This window comes from Sedimenticola selenatireducens (genome assembly GCF_963675335.2).
In the GTDB taxonomy this organism is placed as follows: Bacteria; Pseudomonadota; Gammaproteobacteria; order Chromatiales; family Chromatiaceae; genus Sedimenticola; species Sedimenticola selenatireducens.
Genome location: NZ_CAXXYC010000003.1, coordinates 166,743 through 188,532 on the forward strand (window position 1 = coordinate 166,743; position 21,790 = coordinate 188,532).

General features: G+C 53.7%; 16 protein-coding genes and 3 tRNA genes. 17 read left to right on the forward strand and 2 right to left on the reverse strand.

Going from position 1 to position 21,790, the window contains the following annotated elements; all coding sequences use genetic code 11:
* Positions 1-295: 295 nt before the first annotated feature.
* From htpG to ACHZBF_RS04460, 5 genes are all read left to right on the forward strand, one after another.
* Complete coding sequence (htpG, locus tag ACHZBF_RS04440; protein WP_321527756.1) at positions 296-2,203, forward strand: molecular chaperone HtpG; 1,908 nt, start codon at positions 296-298, stop codon at positions 2,201-2,203.
* A gap of 325 nt (positions 2,204-2,528) precedes the next feature.
* Positions 2,529-3,182 (forward strand): adenylate kinase, encoded by a 654-nt coding sequence (adk, locus tag ACHZBF_RS04445; protein WP_029135110.1) that lies wholly within the window; start codon positions 2,529-2,531, stop codon positions 3,180-3,182.
* 127 nt (positions 3,183-3,309) lie between these two features.
* Entirely contained in the window at positions 3,310-3,672 is a 363-nt protein-coding gene (gene trxA, locus ACHZBF_RS04450) for a thioredoxin (protein WP_029135111.1), read from the forward strand.
* A 308-nt stretch (positions 3,673-3,980) separates the two neighbouring features.
* Complete coding sequence (locus ACHZBF_RS04455; RefSeq protein WP_029135112.1) at positions 3,981-4,439, forward strand: DUF1249 domain-containing protein; 459 nt, start codon at positions 3,981-3,983, stop codon at positions 4,437-4,439.
* A gap of 228 nt (positions 4,440-4,667) precedes the next feature.
* Positions 4,668-5,144, forward strand: a complete 477-nt coding sequence (locus ACHZBF_RS04460) for an Rrf2 family transcriptional regulator (RefSeq protein ID WP_037376241.1) — start codon at positions 4,668-4,670, stop codon at positions 5,142-5,144.
* Between the two features lie 247 nt (positions 5,145-5,391).
* Here ACHZBF_RS04460 and ACHZBF_RS04465 read toward each other — a convergent pair whose 3' ends face one another.
* Both ACHZBF_RS04465 and ACHZBF_RS04470 read right to left on the reverse strand, forming a co-directional pair.
* On the reverse strand, positions 5,392-7,050 hold the full coding sequence (locus ACHZBF_RS04465; RefSeq protein WP_321527757.1) for a methyl-accepting chemotaxis protein: 1,659 nt from the start codon (positions 7,048-7,050) through the stop codon (positions 5,392-5,394).
* Positions 7,051-7,253: 203 nt separating this feature from the next.
* The gene (locus ACHZBF_RS04470; protein WP_051302763.1) at positions 7,254-9,200 is read right to left on the reverse strand and encodes a sensor histidine kinase; all 1,947 of its coding nucleotides are present in this window, start codon (positions 9,198-9,200) and stop codon (positions 7,254-7,256) included.
* A gap of 550 nt (positions 9,201-9,750) precedes the next feature.
* On the opposite strand from ACHZBF_RS04470, the gene prmB reads away from it, so the two are divergent.
* From prmB to ACHZBF_RS04530, 12 genes are all read left to right on the forward strand, one after another.
* Positions 9,751-10,665, forward strand: a complete 915-nt coding sequence (gene prmB, locus ACHZBF_RS04475; protein WP_321527758.1) for a 50S ribosomal protein L3 N(5)-glutamine methyltransferase — start codon at positions 9,751-9,753, stop codon at positions 10,663-10,665.
* A gap of 8 nt (positions 10,666-10,673) precedes the next feature.
* A complete protein-coding gene (locus tag ACHZBF_RS04480; RefSeq protein ID WP_029135114.1) occupies positions 10,674-10,991 on the forward strand; it encodes a hypothetical protein in 318 nt (105 codons plus the stop codon).
* Between the two features lie 2 nt (positions 10,992-10,993).
* Positions 10,994-12,379 (forward strand): oxygen-independent coproporphyrinogen III oxidase, encoded by a 1,386-nt coding sequence (hemN, locus tag ACHZBF_RS04485; protein WP_029135115.1) that lies wholly within the window; start codon positions 10,994-10,996, stop codon positions 12,377-12,379.
* A 107-nt stretch (positions 12,380-12,486) separates the two neighbouring features.
* Positions 12,487-14,055 carry a long-chain-fatty-acid--CoA ligase gene (locus ACHZBF_RS04490; protein ID WP_029135116.1) on the forward strand — a complete coding sequence of 523 codons (1,569 nt, stop codon included), beginning with the start codon at positions 12,487-12,489 and terminating at the stop codon, positions 14,053-14,055.
* Between the two features lie 152 nt (positions 14,056-14,207).
* Positions 14,208-14,292: transfer RNA gene (locus tag ACHZBF_RS04495), tRNA-Leu, on the forward strand.
* Between the two features lie 430 nt (positions 14,293-14,722).
* The gene (gene tig / locus ACHZBF_RS04500) at positions 14,723-16,048 is read left to right on the forward strand and encodes a trigger factor (RefSeq protein WP_321527759.1); all 1,326 of its coding nucleotides are present in this window, start codon (positions 14,723-14,725) and stop codon (positions 16,046-16,048) included.
* A gap of 27 nt (positions 16,049-16,075) precedes the next feature.
* Positions 16,076-16,720: an ATP-dependent Clp endopeptidase proteolytic subunit ClpP gene (gene clpP / locus ACHZBF_RS04505; RefSeq protein WP_029135118.1), complete on the forward strand. Its 645-nt coding sequence runs from the start codon at positions 16,076-16,078 to the stop codon at positions 16,718-16,720.
* Positions 16,721-16,893: 173 nt separating this feature from the next.
* On the forward strand, positions 16,894-18,165 hold the full coding sequence (clpX, locus tag ACHZBF_RS04510) for an ATP-dependent Clp protease ATP-binding subunit ClpX (protein WP_029135119.1): 1,272 nt from the start codon (positions 16,894-16,896) through the stop codon (positions 18,163-18,165).
* Positions 18,166-18,499: 334 nt separating this feature from the next.
* A complete protein-coding gene (gene lon, locus ACHZBF_RS04515) occupies positions 18,500-20,950 on the forward strand; it encodes an endopeptidase La (protein WP_321527760.1) in 2,451 nt (816 codons plus the stop codon).
* A 349-nt stretch (positions 20,951-21,299) separates the two neighbouring features.
* Positions 21,300-21,572: an HU family DNA-binding protein gene (locus tag ACHZBF_RS04520; protein ID WP_029135121.1), complete on the forward strand. Its 273-nt coding sequence runs from the start codon at positions 21,300-21,302 to the stop codon at positions 21,570-21,572.
* Between the two features lie 12 nt (positions 21,573-21,584).
* Positions 21,585-21,660: transfer RNA gene (locus ACHZBF_RS04525), tRNA-Val, on the forward strand.
* Between the two features lie 5 nt (positions 21,661-21,665).
* Positions 21,666-21,742 (forward strand) — tRNA-Asp (locus ACHZBF_RS04530).
* Positions 21,743-21,790 lie beyond the last annotated feature (48 nt).

Sequence of the window (21,790 nt, forward strand, 5' to 3'; positions counted from 1 at the left end):
AAACACTACTCGCTTCAGGTGGGGCTGAAGTGTACGGATTTTGGCATATTTTGCAAACAAAATGGGCCAGGATGGGGGTATTCCTACCCTGCGGAAACAGGCCGAAAGGCCCTGTTGTATGGAATTTAACTACTATGTTACGGGGATATGCACCCATCTACTACGACTGGCTTGAAATTCACCAGTTGACCCTCACTATCAGTCGATGGCCGATTTCCCTGTGATCTATAAGGGGTTAGTGCCGGTAAACAGAGAAAATCGATCTACTTGAAATACTATCGGAGGCGGCAACACCATGACAGTCGATGCGCATAAAGAGACATTGGAATTTCAGGCAGAAGTGAGCCAGGTTCTCAACCTGGTGATTCGCTCGCTGTACAGTAATAAGGAGATCTTCCTGCGGGAATTGGTATCCAATGCGTCCGATGCCGCCGAGAAGCTCCGATTCGAGGCCCTGACAGATGATGCGCTCTATGAAGAGGATCCCAACCTGAAGATTCGGGTTTCGGTGGACAAGGAGCGGCGTACTGTCACCATTGAGGACAACGGTATCGGCATGAGCCGCCAGGAGGTGACCGAGACCATCGGCACCATTGCCAGTTCAGGCACCAAAAAGTTCCTGGAGGCGCTGGGCAGCAAGGGTGATGACTCGGCCAGCCAGAGCCAGCTGATCGGCCAGTTTGGCGTCGGTTTCTACTCGGCCTTTATCGTTGCCGACAAGGTGACTCTGGAGACCCGCCGGGCCGGCCTGAGTGCCGAGCACGGGGTGCGCTGGGAGTCCACTGGCGAGGGGGCCTACAGTATCGAGACCATCGAAAAACCGGGCCGCGGCACCACCATTACCCTGCATCTGAACGAGGACGAAAACGAGTTTCTTGAGGGGTATCGTCTGCGCAGCATCATCAGCAAGTTTTCCGACCATATCTCCATTCCCATCGAGATGCTCAAGGAGCATTTTGGTGCGGACGAAGAGGAGAAGGCGCCGGAGCCCGAGTGGGAACAGGTGAACAAGGGAACAGCCCTGTGGATGCGCAACAAGGCGGATATCAGCCAGGAAGAATATAACGAATTCTACAAGCACATCGCCCACGACTTTGAGGACCCGCTGGATCAGGTGCATAACCGGGTCGAGGGCAAGAATGAATACACCTCGTTGATGTATATCCCCGGTCGTGCGCCCTTCGATCTCTGGGAGCGGGATCAGAAACATGGTGTCAAGCTGTATGTGCGACGGGTCTTTATTATGGATGAGGCGGAAAAACTGATGCCGCACTATCTGCGCTTTGTGAAAGGCGTGGTGGATTCCGATGACCTGCCGTTGAATGTCTCCAGGGAACTGCTGCAGCATGACAAGAAGATCGACAGCATTCGTGCCGCCAGCACCAAGCGGGTGCTTGGGATGCTGGAAAAAATGGCCAAGGATGATGCCGAGAAGTACCAGAAGTTCTGGAAGGAGTTTGGCCGGGTCATGAAGGAGGGACCGGCCGAGGATTTTGCCAACAAGGAGAAGATCGCCGGTCTGCTGCGCTTCGCTTCCACCAAGTCGGAGGGTAAGGAGGAGACTGTTTCACTGGATCAGTATCTGGAGCGGATGCAGGAAAAGCAGGAGAAGATCTATTACATCACGGCCGACAGCTATGCCGCGGCCCGCCACAGTCCGCATCTGGAGGTGTTTAATACCAAGGATGTGGAAGTGCTGCTGCTCACCGACCGGGTGGATGAGTGGCTGGTCTCCCATCTGAACGAGTATAAGGGCAAGCCGCTGCAATCCGTGGCCAAGGGTCAGCTCGACCTGGGTGACATGGAGGACAAGGAGGCGCTGGAGAAGGAGACCGAGGAGCACAAGGGGTTGCTGGAGCGGGTCAAGACCGTGCTGGGAGACGATGTAAAGGAAGTGCGGGTCAGCAGCCGTCTAACCGAGTCTCCCGCCTGCCTGGTGGCCGATGAGCATGACATGGGTGCCAACCTGCAGCGGGTGTTGAAACAGCTGGGTCAGGACGCTCCCCAGACCAAGCCGATTCTGGAACTGAATTTGAAACATCCCCTGGTTGAGAAGATGGACCAGGAGCCGGACGAGGACCGCTTTGCCGATCTCTCACGGGTACTGCTGGATCAAGCGACCCTGGCCGAAGGCGGACAGCTGGATGACCCGGCGGCCTTCGTTCATCGTCTCAACAAGCTGATGCTAAGCCTGTCGGCCTGATTCAGTCCCTACGGAATAAAAAACCCGCAACGGTTTAACCCTTGCGGGTTTTTTATTGTGCATGACTTGGCCCTCGTTCCCACGCTCCGCCTGGGAACGCATGCGACTCTATGAGGTTTAGGGGTATGGGAAGTGAGCGGTTACGCGCAGGTTGCTTGTTGTACACCTTTTCGGCATTTGTTAGGGTTTGCTATTCTTATGTGCAAGTGCAACATAAGCCTTTTATATTCATATATTTGCATACTCGAATGGTGATTGGGGATGGCCTGTGTCAGACTCCGGCCATTCAATAACTATTATTGTCCAGTAACCGAGGAGTATTTTAATGCGAGTGATTCTGCTAGGAGGTCCCGGAGCGGGGAAAGGTACCCAGGCTAACTACATCAAGGAGCGGTACAACATTCCGCAGATCTCGACTGGTGATATGTTGCGTGCTCATGTGAAGGCGGGAACCGAACTGGGCAAGGCGGCCAAGAAGATCATGGATGAAGGTGGTCTGGTATCCGACGATATCATCATGGGCATGGTGAAGGAGCGTATTACTGAGGCCGATTGCGAGAACGGTTTCCTGTTCGACGGTTTTCCGCGCACTATTCCTCAGGCTGAAGCACTGCGGGATGTCGGCGTGACGGTGGATGCTGTGGTCGAGATCGATGTGCCCGATGAAGAGATTATCAAGCGCATGTCCGGGCGTCGCGTACATCTTGCCTCCGGCCGCACCTATCACGTCACTTTCAACCCACCCAAGGAAGCGGGCAAGGACGATGTTACGGGTGAGCCGCTGATCCAGCGCGATGATGACCAGGAAGAGACCGTCAAGGCGCGTCTGAAGGTCTATCATGATCAGACCGAACCGCTGATCGACTTCTACTCCAGCTGGGCCGCCAGTGGCCAGAGTGGGGCACCGGTACACCATAAGATCGCCGGGGTTGGTAGCGTGGATCAGATTCGCGACAGCATATTTGCCGCGTTGGGTTGATTCATCCGCCAGTGTTAGTGAAAAGCCGGGAATCCCCGGCTTTTTTTATGCTGGGATAAAATTAGTATTTATTAGTAAGTAATGATATAGTGTTTCGTTAATAAATTTCGTGCAAGAGGATCTTCCCGTGGCTGTCGTAGAACTGACCAAAGATAACTTTGAAGAGACTGTAACCAATAACGACTTTGTCATTGTCGATTTCTGGGCTCCCTGGTGCGGTCCTTGCCGCTCTTTTGCGCCTACTTATGAAAAAGTCTCTGAGGATCATCCCGATATTGTGTTTGCCAAGGTGAATACGGAAGAGGAGCAGGAGATCGCTGGTCATTTTCAGATACGTTCCATTCCTACGCTGATGATTTTCCGTGAAAAGGTCATCATCTTCAGTCAGGCGGGTGCCCTGCCGGAGAGCGGATTCCGTGATCTTCTGCAGAAGGCAGGCGAACTGGATATGGCAGAAGTACATCAGCAGATAGAGAAAGAGAACGCCTGATCGGAAAACTGTATTTCCAGGTATCCGGGCCGGCTATATGCCGGCCTTCTGCTTTTTTGGAGCATACCTTTCAATGCGGAATTGCACAGTTGTACCGGTAGGGTGAGCTTGTTTGCTACAGTATCAGTAGCGGGCGTCGATAAGGGCAGAATAAGACTCACGTAAATACGCGACACGGGCAAGACGACAGGCGGAGCTCGTCAAAGCTAAAGCGAATATGTTGATTTTTACTGATTTGGGCGCCCGATGCCCATATGTAGCGGAGGAGAGACGTGCGGCGCAGACCCCATTATCCATGGAACTTGAAAATGCTGCTGTCGGGAAAACCGACAGTCGGCTGGCTAATGGATCTGTGTGAAGAGAATTATCATTATCTAACGCGCCTGGCGCCTGACATGCGGCATATGCAGGGCCGATACCTGTCGCGCCTGGATGGCGCCACGGACCTCTACCTGGAGGTCCTGGAGCAGACCCCATACACCAGTTTGCTGCATCTGACTTACTATTTTGCCCATGAAACGGGACAATTGCCCGATCCCGACGCCACCATCAGAATCTACCATGATTCACGCCAGGCGGAGGTGCTGAGCCTTAAGCAGCATATACTCCCACTGAACAGGGGGGTGATTCATCCGACGCTCGAACAGAAATGGAGAATCAGTCTGTTTCTTTCCAAGTGGCTCGCTTATTCAGCCCGGCAGGGCCACTGTTTTCTGCCCCGACATGCAATTGCTGGTCTCGAGCAAGAGAGTCTTTTGCCGGTTTGAGGCGGCGCAGAGGGTTTTTTCTTAATATCTTTCCCCTCCCAGTTCACATCAAGTTCCCTGCGTGTTCGGTCAACTAGCTGTTATTTAAGTAAAAGTTACTAATTACAGGATTTATTTCTTTTTGTGATTGGAGCCAATCCAATAAATGTTGACAATTTCCATAGGGAAATGATAGTTTTATAACCAAGTAAAGACGTAGGTAATTATTCACCGAACGGAACTGAAATTATGAGACTATCGACCAAAGGGCGTTACGCCGTAACCGCAATGCTGGATCTTACCCTTAATGGCACTGACGGACCGGTCACTCTGGCTGAGATTTCCGAAACCCAGGGTATATCGCTGTCTTACCTTGAGCAGTTGTTTGCCGCCCTGCGGAGCAAGCAACTGGTTAAAGGCGTGCGCGGGCCGGGTGGCGGCTATTATCTGGGGCGTGAAGCAGATGAGATATCCATCGCAGACATTATCTGTGCGGTCGACGAGTGGGTGGAGTTTACCCGCTGTGGTGGAAATCGCGATTGTCAGGATGGCAAGCGTTGCCTGACCCACAATCTCTGGGATGATCTCAGTAACGAGATTTTCTCTTTCCTACAGAGCATCACATTGGCTGAGCTGGTCGAACGTGGTGGCTTGAAGGAGCAGGGTTGCCGGAAAGAGCAGAACAAGGAGCCGATTATGCCACGTGCGGATACCGCTGCCGCGTAATCCGGACTATATAGATTTCCCCGCTGTGCATGCGAGTAAAGGCCATCCGCAAGGATGGCCTTTACTGTTGGTGCGCCAGACATGTCGCGTAGCGCCGTGACGACGCAGTTTTGGTTGTTGGCGTGGTGGGTGGTTCGAGGATTACCTGCACCCGGCCGGATTCGAAGTTCGTTTGCCGGGCAGCAGACCCTCCGGTCCTGCCTGCAGTCAAGGCGGATGGGTACAACTGCAGGCCACATTGGACTTGTCAAGTTATCCCTTGATCTGATGCGGGCTGAATAGCCGCTCCTTCAACCCGGAACTGCCCAACCAGTCCTTGCAGCTCTGCCGCCATGCGCGCCAGTGCTTGACCGGCCTGGGAAGTCTGATTTGCGCCCAGGGCGTTTTGCGTCGCCATATCGTTGATCCTGACGATATTACGGTTCATATCTTCTGTCACGGTGCTCTGTTCTTCCGCCGCGGTCGCGATCTGGCTGCTCATTTCATCAATTTTCGATACTGAATCCACGATGGTCGTTAATGAGGACCTCGCCAGGGATGACTGATCTACAACAGATCTGGCCTGCTCCCGACTCTGATTCATCGCCTGGACCGCGGCGCGCGAGCCTGACTGGAGTTTTTCGATTATCTGGTGGATCTCCGCGGTGGACTCCTGGGTTCGACCCGCCAGGGTTCGCACTTCGTCTGCCACCACGGCGAATCCGCGCCCCTGTTCTCCGGCGCGGGCTGCTTCGATTGCTGCATTCAACGCCAACAGGTTGGTCTGTTCCGCAATGCCTTTGATCACATCCAGCACGGTATTGATATTTTCGCTATCCCGCTCTACCCCGGCCATAACCTCTGAGGCTTGTTCAATCTGTCCAGCCAGTTGCTGGACTCCTTGCACCGCCTCTTCCACGACCTTGCGGCCTTTCCCGGCTTCGGTATTAGCGCCTTTTGCAGCGTTGGCTGTATTGCCAACACTCTCCGCCACCTCCCGCACGGTAGCGCTCATTTGGTTCATGGCCGTTGCGATCTGATCCGTTTCGGACTGCTGCTGCTGAATATTAGCACTGGTCTGTGTGGTTACCACCGACACCTCTTCCGCCACTGTGGAGAGCTGTGCCGTGGTCGCGCCGATTTGTGAAATCATCTCCAACAGCCGTAGTTGTGTGAATTGCAGACCTTGCATCAAGTCCCCGAATTCATCCCGGCGAGTCACATCGATGGAGGAGGTCAGGTCACCTTCGGCCATTCGCTGCAACTCCATCACTACTTTTGGCAGATAGGCCAACGCCCGCGCCATGAGCAGATAGACGAGACCAACGCCAAGCAGGACTATTAGGGAGCCGATAACAATAGAGCGCCCGGTTGATGAGGCTAAAACCAGTTGCTTCGACAACGCGGCTGTCGTCCCCTCATCAACCTCGGTGAGAAAACTATTCACCTGTTCGGCCATCTTAGCGGCAACCTCATCAAATTGCGCCATCATCTGATTACCACCGGATGGTCCCTCGTCGATATAGGCCTGGGCCATCCGTTTCCCGACATCGTAATAGGCATTGAAAACCGGTAGCATTGCCCGGTAGTGCGAGGCATGTTCAGTATCAAGCACGACGAGATCATTAATCAGTTTCCTGAACTCTTTGGCATTATTCTCCGCCTCGGTAAAACCGTCATCCAGCCCGTCACGACCACGTGTGGCGCTGATGTCGGTGAGCCACTGCTGCACCTGAACTACTGACAGCTTCAGTTTGTGGGCCTTGTTGAGAATAGGGATTTTTTTTTCGGCGAGTTGGGTGGATTGATCCGTTATTGCCATGTTGTCCACGATGATCGTGCCACTTTCAATCACCACAACGACCGCCAATAAGATCGTCAATAGCAGAAAGCGTATGCTCAGCTTCCGATTGCTAAACATGCTCATTTTTAACACCCCCTAATTTTATATTTATTTATTATATTTATTTGTTTGCTTCCGGATAAAACTCGCATCCTGCCGCTTATCACGGTTGTACAAGAGTACAGTTCACCGTATATCGGCTAATTTTATTAATCCTTTAGACACCCCGAAACCGGGTGAATACTCCATGTCCAAAATCCAGGCAATCTCAACTTCTTGCTAGTGGCTCATGACGCCAGCGGCATCAACAGTCTGACTGTGGTCCCCTGCTGTTCACTCGAGGTGATCGCTATCTCCCCCCCGTGCGCCTCGACAATCCGTTTGACAATGCTGAGTCCAAGTCCGGTTCCGTGCGTTTTGGTGGTAAAAAACGGGTTAAAAAGCTGTGACAGATGTTCTTCCTGAATTGGGCTCCCCTGATTTGTCACGCTGATTATCAGGGAACTGGTGATCTCATCCTTTTCCAGACGCCAATGGATCGATTCATTAAGCGCTCCGGCCTCACAGGCGTTATTGGCAAGATTAAGGAAAATCTGTATCAGCCGGTCCGGGTCGCCAAGTATTTTCAGATCGTTCTCGGGTGCTATCAATTCAAATTGCTGTTGCTTCTCCAGGGCGATATCCCTGTGGGCCTCAAACAGCTCGGCAAGCAGCTGCTTGATATCGACTAGCTCCAGCCTTAGCTGGAGCGGCTTGGCGTAGAGCAGGATCTCCTCCAGCAGTCGTGCCATCCGTGCCGTTTCTTTCTGGGCCAGCAGGGCCCTTTTGTTGGCCGAACCAGGCAGTTCGGCATCCTGAAAATAGTCCAATGCCATGCTGATAGTGGAAAGTGGGCTGCGGATTTCATGGGCGATACCCGAGGCGAAACTGCCGATTGCGGCGAGTCGACTATGTTCCGCCAGTTTAAAGGTGCGGCCAAAACTGTGGGTGATGAGGCCGGCGATGTTGGTCAGCAGTTCCAGGTGTTCCGGCGTATAGGTATCCGCCTTGCAGGTGCCAAATGCCAGGATACCGGGGATCGGACTGGCATCGGTGATGGGGAGGAAAATGGCGTCTTTGATCCCTTCCGAAATCAGGTGGTTGAGAAACTGGTAGTCGGGATTGGTTATGGTGGATGACATGTCAGGTATATGCAGTGGTTCGCCCGACTCCAGCGCCTTGAGCAGCAGGGTGTTTCTCAACGGGTAGCGGCTTCGCTGCGTAATCTCCGGTTGTCCGTTACGGTAGCTCCCCTCCAGTACCATCGTGTTATTGTCACCAGCGACAAAAAGTGCCCCGACCCAGTCAAGTGGCAGCAGTGCGGAAAACTCCTTGGCGACAAAACCAAGCGTCTCATTCAGATCCGACCCTTGCTGTATCTGGTCAATCAGCCGGAACAGGGTATGCAGTCGCAGTGAGAGGAGGTTGAATGAGCGTGTCATCAGGGCCAGTTCGTTGTCACCCGCTATTGGAACCTGATAGCCGAAATCTCCCTGGGTCACCCGCTGGAAACCGTTTACGGCATGGCGTAGAGGTTTCAGTACTACCAGAAAAAACCAGGCGAATACGCCAAAAGTGATGATCACCGCTGCAAACAGCAGGCTGATATACAGTTGATAAACCTGCGTCAGTCGCTGTTCGGTCTGTTGTTGAATCCGGGTGTGCAGGATATTGATGGAGGCGAGAAAGGGTGCGTTATAGCGGGCGATATAGCTTGCGGCCTCATTCAGGCGCGGCATGTCGTTACCGTTATCGGTGTCGAGCGCATTCACGATACCACCGCGAAAGTCTTTCCAGAGCTCCTCGACAGTGGTTACCGCCTGCTCTGTGGCCGGTGTCAGGTCGGCCCGAAAAGAGTCGCCTATTTCAGTAAGTGCGGGGGGGAACTCGGCCGTCATAAAACTGTTGGTGATAGTGTCGAGCATTTCGATCTGATCGTGCATGGCTCTGTAGTACAGTTTTACGTCACGCTCATAACTGCTGCTGTCCTGGGGGATGTTCATCGCGTAATTCATGCCGAGGGAAACCAGGTTTTGCGCTGTTTGTTCGAGTCGGGAGGAGATATTCAGCAGGATGTTGTAGCTCTGTTGTTCATTCAGGGCCATCATGCTCAAGGCGAATATTGTCCCGAACAACAACATGATCAGTACCAGCGCCGCGGCGATCTGGGTTTTAAGCATCTTGAGCAGTTTCATGTTGGCTGACTGTGTTTATTCCTGCGGTCTATACAGCTTATAGCAGAGATCACAAAAGGCTACCCATGATTGAAGATACACCGGGTACTCAGCCACCTTCGGTAGCGCTTCAATGACATTGATTTCCTTTTCCATCTCATAGGTGATGGAGATCGATAGCTGCCGATTCAGGGTGCTCTATCCACGCCAGCGGGCTGATGTGGCCGATGGCCGGTTCGGGCAGCCTGCGTAGTGGGATAAAATGACACGGATTAGAGAGGTTTGGATAGATGCGCTTTGATGTACACCGATTGAAGCTGGGAAACCATCGTTGAAACGGAACCCGCACATGCTTGGCGGCAACGCGATCGTTTCGTCTGACGGGGCGATCTTCTCATCCTGCTACGCGCAAAGGTATCATGAAACCGCATATCGTATTGAAATACTATCCGCTTTATCAAAGGCATGGGCTTAATAATACCGGCCTGCCGGTGTCGGGCAATAATCCCTGCCGATTCCAGAGACCAGCCAAATAAGCTATCATTCACGATCTTCTGCTGGTGGTCCCTACATGACTGATGCGATCGAAAATCTGAATACCCTGAGGGATTTTATCCGCTGGGGTGCCAGTCGGTTCACTGAGGCCGGACTCTACTACGGTCACGGGACGGATAATCCCTTTGATGAGGCGATCAGGCTGACGCTGCATGCGCTTTATCTGCCGCAGGATCTGCCCCCGGCCTACCTGGAAGCGAGCTTGACCCCGGATGAGAAGGAGCGGGTGTATAGCCTGTTTCAGGAACGCATCATCCGGCGCATACCCGCTGCCTACCTGACCCACGAGGCGACCTTCGCCGGGCTGGATTTTTATATCAATGACAAGGTCCTGGTGCCGCGTTCACCCATTGCCGAACTGATAGAGGCCCATTTTGAGCCCTGGATCCAGTCGGAGACAGTGGGCCGGGTACTGGATCTCTGCACCGGCAGTGGCTGTATCGCCATAGGTTGCGCCTATGCCTTTGAAGAGGCGGATGTGGATGCGGTGGACATCTCGGCGGAGGCCCTGGAAGTGGCCGCGATCAATATCGAGCGCCACAACCTGGAGGGCCGGGTGGAGGCGATCCGTTCCGACCTGTTCGATGGCTTGCGGGGGCGTCATTACGACATCATTGTCAGTAACCCTCCCTATGTCAGTCTGGAGGAGATGGAAGGCCTGCCGGATGAGTACCACCAGGAGCCGGCCCTGGGGCTGGCGGCCGGAGAGGACGGGCTGGATATCGTCTGCCGCATTCTTCGGGAAGCTGCCGATTATCTCGAACCGGAGGGTATTCTGGTGGTCGAAGTGGGCAACAGCGAATATGCTCTGGGCGAACGTTTTCCCGATGTGCCCTTCCTCTGGCTGGATTTTGAACGCGGCGGTCACGGGGTTTTTCTGCTCACCGCCGAGCAACTCAATGAATATCAAGATGTGTTTGATGAAGGATAGGCAATAACATGGCGATACAACGCGCGCGCACTGCGCAAGAGTATGCGGAGTGGGTAAAACAGGCCAAATTTGAAGTCGGTGATCTGAAGGAGTGCCTGCTTTACGAGATGGAGGAGATGGCGACATTCCCCGCCTATCTTGAGCCGTTGGAGCGCGGCATCGACCAGCTCTTTGACGCGATGTGCAACGGCACCTATGCCTTCGGACGTGAGGATCTGCCTTTTATCGAGGTGGCCAATCGCCATGGGGACGAGATCCCCTTTCACATTCTTCTGCAACAGATCAACGAGACCCATCGCCGGGGACTCGATGTAAGTGAGGACTAAGCATGGATCAGTCACTGGTATTTGATCTGGATTTGATCAATAAGTACGACTATTCCGGACCCAGGTACACATCCTATCCCACCGCGCCCCAGTTCCACGAGGGCTTCGGCGAGGCGGAGTACCGGGCGGCCGCAGCGGCCACCAATGAGCAGGGCGGGCCCCTTTCGCTCTATTTTCATATTCCGTTCTGCGACACCATCTGCTTCTATTGCGCCTGTAACAAGATCGCCACCAAGGATCGCAGCATGGCGGCCACTTATCTGGACCGGGTGCACAAAGAGATTGCCATGCAGGGGGCGATGTTTGACAAGAGCCGGGTAGTGGAACAGCTGCACTGGGGCGGGGGAACACCCACCTTCATCAGTCACCAGGAGATGCAGGAGCTGATGCGGGTGACCGGTGAGCACTTCACCCTGGCGGATGATGACAAGGGCGAGTATTCAATCGAGATCGATCCGCGCGAGGCGACAGCGGAGACCATCCGCACCCTGCGCGAGGTGGGCTTCAATCGCCTGAGTCTTGGCGTCCAGGATCTGGATGACCGGGTGCAGAAGGCGGTGAATCGCATCCAGTCAGAGGCCGAAACCATGGCGGTGCTGGAGGCGGCCCGCGACAACAAGTTCCGCTCGGTCAGTATTGATCTTATCTACGGCCTGCCGTTTCAGACCGTGGAGAGCTTCACCAAGACCCTGGACCGGGTGATCGAGGTGGGGCCGGACCGTCTCTCGGTGTTCAATTACGCCCATCTCCCGGAGTTGTTCAAGCCGCAGCGACGCATCCATGCCCAGGACCTTCCGGCCGCCCAGGTGAAGCTGGATATCCTGCAGATGACCATCGACCACCTGACCAGTGCCGGCTATGTCTATATCGGTATGGACCACTTTGCCCGTCCGGATGATGAGCTGGCCGTGGCACAGCGGGAAGGGACGCTGTATCGCAATTTCCAGGGCTATTCCACCCACTCCGATTGTGATCTGGTGGCCATGGGAGTCACCTCGATCGGCATGGTCGGCAATACCTACAGCCAGAACGAGCGTGGCCTGGACGAGTATTATGGTGCCATTGATGCCGGCAAGCTGGCGGTGTTCCGGGGCATTGAGCTGACCACGGATGATCTGATCCGGCGCGATGTCATTACCCGCCTGATCTGTAACTTTGTACTGGATTTCTCCGCGGTGGAGCAGGTGTGGGGCATCCGCTTCGCCGACTACTTCGCCAGCGAGCTGGCACGCCTGCCGGGCATGGTATCCGACGGGTTGATCACGATGGATGAGAGTGGTGTCAGGGTACTGCCCAGGGGGCGCCTGCTGATCCGCAATATCTGCATGGCCTTCGATCGCTATCTGTCGGCCGGTGTGCAGCAGAAAAACTTCTCCAAGGTGATCTGATCTGAGCCCATGTCCGGTTTCAGGGATGAACCGGACAACAGACTCCATTGCATCAGGCAATGTCAGGTTTTATCCTGCGCTATCCCTTATCAGCAGGAAAACCGGACATGACAGTAGCAACGACACCCTCTATCCCGGAGATGATGCGAGCAACGGCTGAGCGCTATGGTGATCAGCCGGCCATTCTGTTTGCTGATAGCAACGTGACCTTCGGCCAGGTCGATCAACAGTCTGATGCGGTGGCGGCAGCACTGGCCGGGCAGGGCGTCGGCAAGGGAGACCGCATCGCCCTCTATTGCGTCAACTCGGCCGAATTTGCCATCGCCTACGCCGGCATTGTCAAGGCGGGCGCGGTGGTGGTCCCGGTCAACCTGCTGCTTAATCCGCGCGAGATTCTCTATATCCTCAAGGATGCCGGAGTCACTGGCCTGATCTATCATCATCTGATGGCGGCGGGCGTTGCGGCCTTTCGTGATGAGCTGGCAACGCTGGGTTTTGCCGTCTGTATCGGTGGTGAAGATGTCAATCCGCAGGATCTGGATTTTGCGGCACTCTGTCGGAGCGGCGCCCCGACACCCCGGCCGGTGCTTGATCCGGATGAAGATCTGGCAGCGATTCTTTACACCTCGGGAACCACCGGTCATCCCAAGGGCGCTATGCTGACCCACCGTAACCTGGTTTCCAATACCTGTAGCGTTAAGGCCGCCCTGCAGTTGCGGGCGGGTGAAGATCGTCTGCTGGTGGTGTTGCCCATGTTCCACTCCTTTGCCGCCACTGTCGGCACCCTGACACCTCTGTTGCATGGATTCAGTCTGGCGCCGGTACCGAAGTTTGATCCTGTCACGGTCTCGGAAGTGATCGAGGCGGTGGGAGCCACGGTGTTTCTCGGTGTTCCCAGCATGTATAACGTGCTGTTGCGTATGCCGGAGGAGCAGGTCAGGCGCTGGTCGAGTATCCGCTATTGCGTATCCGGTGGCGCCGCCATGCCGGAGGCGATCATGCACCAGTTTGAGGAGCGTTTTGGCATGCCGGTGTGTGAGGGGGATGGGCCGACCGAGTGTTCGCCGGTCACCTGTGTCAACCCGGTCGACGGGGTGCGAAAACCGGCCTCGGTCGGACTGCCGGTACCGGAGGTGGAGATGGAAATTTACGATGACGCCGGCCAGCGGATCGGTATCGACAGCATTGGTGAAATCTGTGTCAAGGGACCCAATGTGATGAAGGGGTACTGGAATCTGCCCGAAGAAACTGCCGAGAGTTTCTTTGGTGAATGGGTAAGGACGGGGGATCTCGGCTACAAGGATGCCGATGGCTATGTCTATATTGTCGATCGCAAAAAGGACATGATTATTGTGAACGGCATGAATGTTTATCCGCGCATGGTGGAGGAGTTGCTCTATGCCCATCCGGCGATTCTGGAGGCCGCGGTCGTTGGCGAGCCGAGCGAACTGCATGGTGAGATCCCCGTGGCTTACGTGGTATTGAAAGAGGATGAACAGCTTGCCGCAGCCGAGATCAGGGCCTATTGTCGCGAAAACCTGGGGCGGCATGAGGTGCCGAGGAAGATCCAACTCTGTCCAAACCTGCCCAAGAATGCGGCCGGTAAGATACTCAAGCGGGAACTGCGCAAGAGTGGGGAGCTTGAGCGGGGAATCGATATCCGCAGCCCGGATTGAGCAAAAAGTTCACGCAGGGGTTTGGCGAAGTTTTTTCGCAGTTCAAGCGTGGCGCAGGTGGCAGGGGTGCCTTCAGCCGCGACGGCCAGTCTTGCCAAAGGCTTCATGAATTGACCTTTCCCCGGCGGCCTCTCTATAATCAGCCCCGATATGCCGTCCTGGTGGAATTGGTAGACACGCCAGATTTAGGTTCTGGTACCGCAAGGTGTGGGAGTTCAAGTCTCCCGGACGGCACCATTCTCTTTTTTAGCCATGTTTTCTCGCTTTGATCATCCCGGTTTTCCTGGCTCATGTGGACCCGTGTGGCATAACTGCTTCCCTTATGTGTCTGTGAGGCCCGGGATTCACGCCGCTTTTCCCTGGCATGATCCGACCTTAGCGGCAAAATACGCTTTAATATAGGTTGTTTTTAGGTACAATAGCCGGCTTATTTGCAAGTGGCTGTGTACATTTCAATCTCGGTAGAAGTTATCTAATAACTTGATTTACATGAGGTTAGTAACAGTTCTTCGAAGCGTGTCCGGATACTGAACGGGGTGCTGTGTCCCTTCGGTTGCCGACCGGTTATACCGCCCCGAACGGGCTAACTTTCGGCTACTGCGTCAGCGGTAACCACTTTTAACTAAAGACAGAGGAATGGCAGTAAACACTGCCAGAAGAGGTTTTCATGCAAGTGTCGGTTGAAGCGAGTGAAGGGCTTGAGCGTCGTATGACAGTTGAACTCCCTGCTGAGAAGGTAAATCAGGCAGTGGAGAAACGGCTGAAAGAGATTGCACGGACCGTCAGGCTGGATGGTTTTCGCCCGGGCAAGGTGCCTCTGTCGGTAGTACGCAAGCGTTTTTCCAATGATGCCAAACAGGAGGTGTTTGGCGATCTGGTGCAGTCCAGCTATTTTGAAGCGCTGATGCAGGAGAAGTTGAATCCTGCCGGAGAGCCTGCCATCGAGCCGGTGGAAAAAAGTGTCAATGAAGGCATGGCTTATGTGGCGGTTTTTGAAGTGATGCCGGAGGTCACTCTCAATTCACTGGGTGATGTAACGATAAAACGCCCTGTGGTGGAAGTGACCGATGAAGATCTGAACGAAATGGTTGAGAAGTTGCGCAAACAACGGATTACCTGGAATGAAGTGGATCGCTCGGCGCAGGAAGGTGATCAGATCACCATCAATTTCAAAGGCTACATGGATGGCGAGGCCTTTGAAGGGGGCTCTGCAGAAGGCATTCCACTGGAACTGGGTTCCAAGGGCATGATCGAAGGTTTTGAGGAGGGGCTGGTTGGTGCCAAGGCCGGCGAGGCGCGTACCCTGGAGCTGACCTTCCCCGAGAGCTACCATGCAGAAAAGCTGGCAGGTAAACCCGCCACATTCGAGGTTGAGGTTACCAAGGTTTCTGAAGCGGTACTGCCCGAGGTTAATGAAGAGTTTATCAAGGCCTTCGGCATCTCCGAAGAGGGCGTAGACGGATTCTATAAAGAGATCCGCGCCAACATGACCCGTGAGCTCGAGGATAAGATCCGCAGTCTTGTTAAAGAACAGGCGATGGATGCACTGTTGCAGGTCAATGATCTGGAAGTGCCGAAGGCGCTGGTCAAGCGTGAGGCCGAGGTATTACTGCAGCAGACCAGGGCCAACCTGGCCCAGGGTGGCCAGGGGAATAACCTCAATCTGCCGGTTGAGCTGTTTGAGGATCAGGCAAAGAAACGTGTTACCCTTGGACTGATCATTGCAGAGGTTCTTAGTAGTAACAATATTGAGTTGGATGAAGATCGGGTACGTCAGAAGATTGAGCAATTTGCCCAGTCATATGAAGACCCCCAGCAGGTTGTTGATTACTATTACGGTAATAAAGAACAACTTTCCGGTATCCAGAACCTGGTTCTTGAAGATCAGGTGGTGGATTGGGTGCTTGATCAGGTCAAGGTTGAGGATGCCGCAAAAGGCTTTGACGAAGTGATGAATCCGGCAACGCCGGATGTCGATGCGGTAAACGAATAAAGCCAGGATATAAAGGATCAATTCAGCATGACCGATATACGAAATATGGGCGGATTGGATGCAACGAATCTGGGACTGATTCCCATGGTGGTCGAACAGACATCAAGGGGGGAGCGTTCTTATGATATCTATTCGCGACTGCTCAAGGAGCGCGTTATCTTCCTGGTCGGTCAGGTTGAAGACAACATGGCCAATCTGATCGTGGCCCAGTTGCTTTTCCTGGAGTCTGAGAATCCGGACAAGGATATCCATATCTACATAAATTCACCCGGCGGTTCCGTGAGTGCCGGGCTGGCAATCTATGACACCATGCAGTTTGTAAAACCCCATATCAGCACCATGTGCATAGGTCAGGCGGCCAGTATGGGTGCACTGTTGCTGGCTGGTGGAGAAAAGGGCAAGCGTTATTGTCTGCCCAACTCCCGAATGATGATCCACCAACCCCTGGGTGGTTTTCAGGGACAGGCAACGGATATCGAGATCCACGCCAAGGAGATTCTCCTGTTACGTGACAAGCTGAACAATATTATGGCCACGCACACCGGGCAGTCGCTCGAGACCATCGCGAAGGATACCGATCGTGATAATTTCATGAGCGGCGAGAATGCGGTTGCCTACGGACTTATCGATAAAGTACTGAGTCGGCGTCCTGACGGTGCTGCTGCCGAGTGATTTTCTCGGATTAACAGCCTGTTTTTATTGGAAAAATTGATATATTTTTCACTGTGGCTTCAACTCGTTTCATCCAGGTGATTATGTGTTGGGGGTTGTAATGAAGTTCGATCAGCCTTATACATTATTTATGACAGAAAGCGGGTTGACTGAAATAGCGAGAGGATGGCTTCATGGGTGACGACAAGACAAGAGGCGATGACGGCAAGTTGCTTTATTGCTCATTCTGCGGAAAGAGTCAGCATGAAGTTCGTAAGCTCATAGCCGGTCCATCGGTATTTATCTGTGATGAATGCGTAGAGTTGTGCAACGACATTATCCGTGAGGAGATGCAGGAAGGCAGTGTCGAGAGCGCTGGAAAACTGCCGAAACCTCACGAACTGAGTGCGTTGCTTGATCAATATGTGATTGGTCAGGCTCGAGCAAAAAAAGTGCTTTCGGTGGCGGTGTACAATCACTACAAGCGGCTTGATACCAGCAAGAACAAGGACGAGATCGAGATCGCCAAGAGTAATATCCTGCTGATCGGTCCAACCGGATCCGGTAAGACCCTGTTGGCTGAGACGCTTGCACGGATGCTCAATGTGCCATTCACCATCGCTGATGCCACCACGCTCACCGAAGCCGGTTATGTAGGTGAGGATGTCGAGAATATCATTCAGAAGCTGTTGCAGAAGTGTGATTATGATGTTGAAAAGGCTCAGACCGGTATTGTCTATATTGATGAAATCGACAAGATTTCCCGCAAATCAGACAATCCCTCCATCACCCGTGACGTGTCCGGCGAGGGTGTACAGCAGGCATTGTTGAAACTGATAGAGGGAACGGTTGCCTCGGTTCCGCCCCAGGGCGGTCGCAAGCATCCCCAGCAGGAATTTCTGCAGGTGGATACCTCCAATATTCTGTTCGTGGTGGGCGGTGCCTTTGCCGGTCTTGATAAGGTGATTCGTAATCGCTCCGAGAAAGGGGGAATCGGTTTCTCGGCGGAGGTGCACAGCAAGGATGTTTCCCGCAAGGTGGGCGAGATTCTAACCAACGTGGAACCGGAGGACCTGATTCAGTACGGACTGATTCCCGAGTTTGTCGGCAGGCTGCCCGTGGTGGCAACCCTTGAGGAACTTGATGAAGAGGCCCTGGTGCGTATTCTTACAGAACCCAAGAATGCCCTGGTGAAGCAGTACCATCGTCTGTTCGAGATGGAAGATTGTGAACTGGAGTTCCGGTCGGATGCCCTGTCCGCGATTGCGCGTAAGGCGATGGAGCGGAAAACGGGGGCCCGAGGTCTGCGAACCATTATGGAGCAGGTGTTGCTGGATACCATGTATGACCTGCCGTCACTGGAAAACGTCTCCAAAGTGGTGGTGGATGAGGCGGTTATCACCGGTGAAAATGCCCCCTACATTATTTATGAAGGTGGTGAGAAGAAGATGGTTGCGGCTGATTGATCATGTCATGTGCTGAAAGCCGGACAGGCTCATGTCCGGTTTATATAAAACCGCTGACCGGGTTACAAGGCAGCGGTTTTTCTGCTTTAACCGGGTTCATTAAACTAATGCCTTGATTGATCGGGCCAGCGTCAGGGCCGCTGATGCTATTACCCTGTAAAGTGCACTGCCTAATAACTTGAAATGTTCGAGCTAAGCCCCCACCATCCACTGAACGGCAGGATCGTGATATGCCGCTACCCATTCCGCACTATTGGATGACAAGTCAGTTTGACGGGCGACTGCTATGCAGTCATGCAGCAGCCAATAGGCCGTAACAGAAGGAGTGCCCTCCATGGGTCAAGACGAAATAAGTAATCCCCGGATAGCAGATTCGGTTACAAAAATCCCCGTGCTTCCGTTGCGGGATGTAGTGGTTTATCCGCATATGGTGATACCGCTTTTTGTTGGCCGTGAAAAGTCCATCAAGGCGCTGGATGCAGCCATGAGAGAGGACAAGCAGATCATCCTGGTGGCGCAAAAAAGTGCGGAGACCGATGAGCCGGCGGTTGCGGATATGTACACGGTTGGAACCCTGGCGAATATCCTTCAGCTGCTCAAACTGCCGGATGGTACGGTAAAAGTGCTGGTCGAGGGTGGCTCACGTTCCAAACTAAGCGATATTTCTGAGGCGGATGGCTATTTTTCGGCCGAATTTTCCCGTGTCGAGGATGTCACGCCGGATGATGATCGGGAGCTCGAGGTCCTGATGCGTTCGGCCATTGCGCTGTTCGATCAGTATGTAAAGCTGAATAAAAAGATACCCCCTGAAGTGCTCACCTCACTTTCCAGCATTGAGTCCCCCAGTCGTCTGGCAGATACCATGGCTGCTCACATGTCACTGAAGCTGGATGAAAAGCAGGGTGTGCTTGAGATGGCAAATATAGGTGACCGTCTGGAACACCTGATGAGCCTGATGGAGGCCGAGAATGATCTGCTGCAGATGGAAAAGCGGATTCGCGGCCGGGTCAAGCGCCAGATGGAAAAGAACCAACGCGAGTATTATCTGAATGAACAGATGAAAGCGATTCAGAAAGAGTTGGGCGAGATGGATGAGGCGCCCAATGAGATCGAGGATCTGGAAAACCGCATTGAGTCCGCGGGCATGCCGAAGGAGGCCAAGACCAAGGCGGTGGCGGAACTGAACAAGTTGAAGCTGATGTCACCAATGTCCGCAGAGGCCTCTGTGGTGAGAAACTACATTGATACCTTGGTGAATGTGCCGTGGAAGAAACGCAGCAAGATTCGCAATGACCTGAAGGCTGCGGAAGATGTGCTGGAAAAGGATCACTATGGTCTGGAGAAAGTAAAAGAGCGGATTATCGAGTATCTGGCTGTGCAGCAGCGGGTGCGCAAACTGAAGGGTCCTATTCTTTGCTTGGTGGGGCCCCCGGGTGTTGGTAAGACCTCGGTCGGGCAGTCGATTGCCCGCGCGACCAATCGTAAATTTATACGTATGGCGCTCGGTGGTGTGCGTGACGAGGCGGAAATTCGTGGGCATCGGCGCACCTATATCGGCGCGCTGCCGGGAAAAATAATCCAGAACCTGTCAAAGATAGGTACCAGGAACCCACTGTTCCTGTTGGATGAAATCGACAAGATGGCCATGGATTTCCGTGGCGACCCGGCTTCCGCGCTGCTTGAAGTGCTGGACCCCGAGCAGAATCATACCTTTGGAGATCATTACCTGGAGGTGGATTTTGATCTGTCGGAAGTGATGTTTGTGGCCACCGCCAACACACTGAATGTACCGGCTGCCTTGCTGGATCGTATGGAAGTGATACGGCTGTCGGGATACACCGAGGATGAAAAGGTCAATATCGCCATGCGTTATCTGGTGCCCAAGCAGATTGAGAACAATGGTTTGAAGGCGACCGAGATCGTGTTCAAGGAGGCAGTAATCCGTGACATTATCCGTTATTACAGCCGCGAAGCCGGTGTGCGGAATCTGGAGCGGGAAATCTCCAAAATCTGTCGTAAAGTGGTCAAGGACATTCTTCTGACCAAGTCCGGCAAGAAGGTGACTATTACACCGGCAAGCCTGGATAAATATTTGGGTGTGAAACGCTTCAGATATGGCGAGGTGGAGGACTATGATCAGGTCGGTCAGGTGACGGGACTGGCGTGGACCGAAGTAGGTGGAGAACTGCTGAAGATTGAAACGGCCCTGGTACCTGGCAAGGGTAGACTGACCCACACCGGGCAGTTGGGCGATGTGATGCAGGAGTCGATCCAGGCGGCAATGACGGTAGTCAGAAGTCGGGCGGCGGCACTGGGCATCGAGAACGATTTCTATCAGAAACTGGATGTGCATGTTCACGTGCCGGAGGGGGCGACTCCGAAGGATGGTCCCAGTGCCGGTATCGGTATGTGTACCTGCCTGGTCTCCGCATTGACGCAGATACCGGTAAGAGCAGACGTCGCCATGACGGGTGAAATCACACTCCGGGGTGAGGTGCTGCCCATCGGCGGTCTGAAAGAGAAGTTGCTGGCTGCTCACCGCGGGGGGATCAAGACGGTGATCATACCCGAAGAGAACGAACGTGATCTCGTCGAGATACCCAAGAACATCAAGCAGAATCTTGAAATTCTGCCTGTCCGTTGGGTAGAGCAGGCGCTGGAGATTGCGCTGGTTCATATGCCGACGCCGCTACAAGAACAGAGTGACATTGCCGAGGTTGCCAAGAGTAAGCCGCGAACGGCAAAGAAAAGTGTCAAGAAGGGTGGCGGCTTGACCCGACACTGATCGATACCCGGCTTTTATCGTCAAAACCGCACCGCGGGAGGAAATTAATCGATTTCTTCCTGTCGTGTGCTGTTGTTAGTGTGTTACCGGTTGTATTGTGTGCCGAAACAACGGGTTGTCCGGTCGAGTGAATCGGCCGTATAGGTTTTGGTGTTTTATTTATGTGTGACGGGTGTGTGTATTCGCCTGGAAACCGCATAAAATTAGGCTTTTGGGACTTGTTTGCTTGACACTTCTTCCGGGCCACTGGTATAAATTGACCCCGTTTCGCACACCTGCAACGGTAGCTGATAAAGTTTTAACCCACGCTGCTCACAGCGTTTTTTTATAACCTTAGGGGAGACGATTAATGAATAAGACGGAACTGATCGATGCGATGGCAGATTCTGCAGATATATCCAAAGCAGCCGCTGGTCGCGCACTGGATGGTATGATTGCAGCCATCACCGAGGCGCTGAAAAGTGGGGATCAAGTATCAGTCATCGGCTTCGGTTCTTTCTCCGTGCGTGAGCGAGCTGCGCGCACTGGTCGGAACCCACAGACCGGCGCTACCATCGAGATTAAGGCATCCAAGAATCCTTCATTCAAGGCTGGTAAAGCCCTTAAGGATGCCGTAAACTAGCGCGCCTTCAGCGGGTGCTTAGCTCAGCTGGGAGAGCATCGCCCTTACAAGGCGAGGGTCGGGGGTTCGATCCCCTCAGCACCCACCATTTTCGGAGCGGTAGTTCAGTTGGTTAGAATACCGGCCTGTCACGCCGGGGGTCGCGGGTTCGAGCCCCGTCCGCTCCGCCATAGGTGAGAAGATGCGGGGTATCCTAGGATACCCCGTTTTTTTTACTA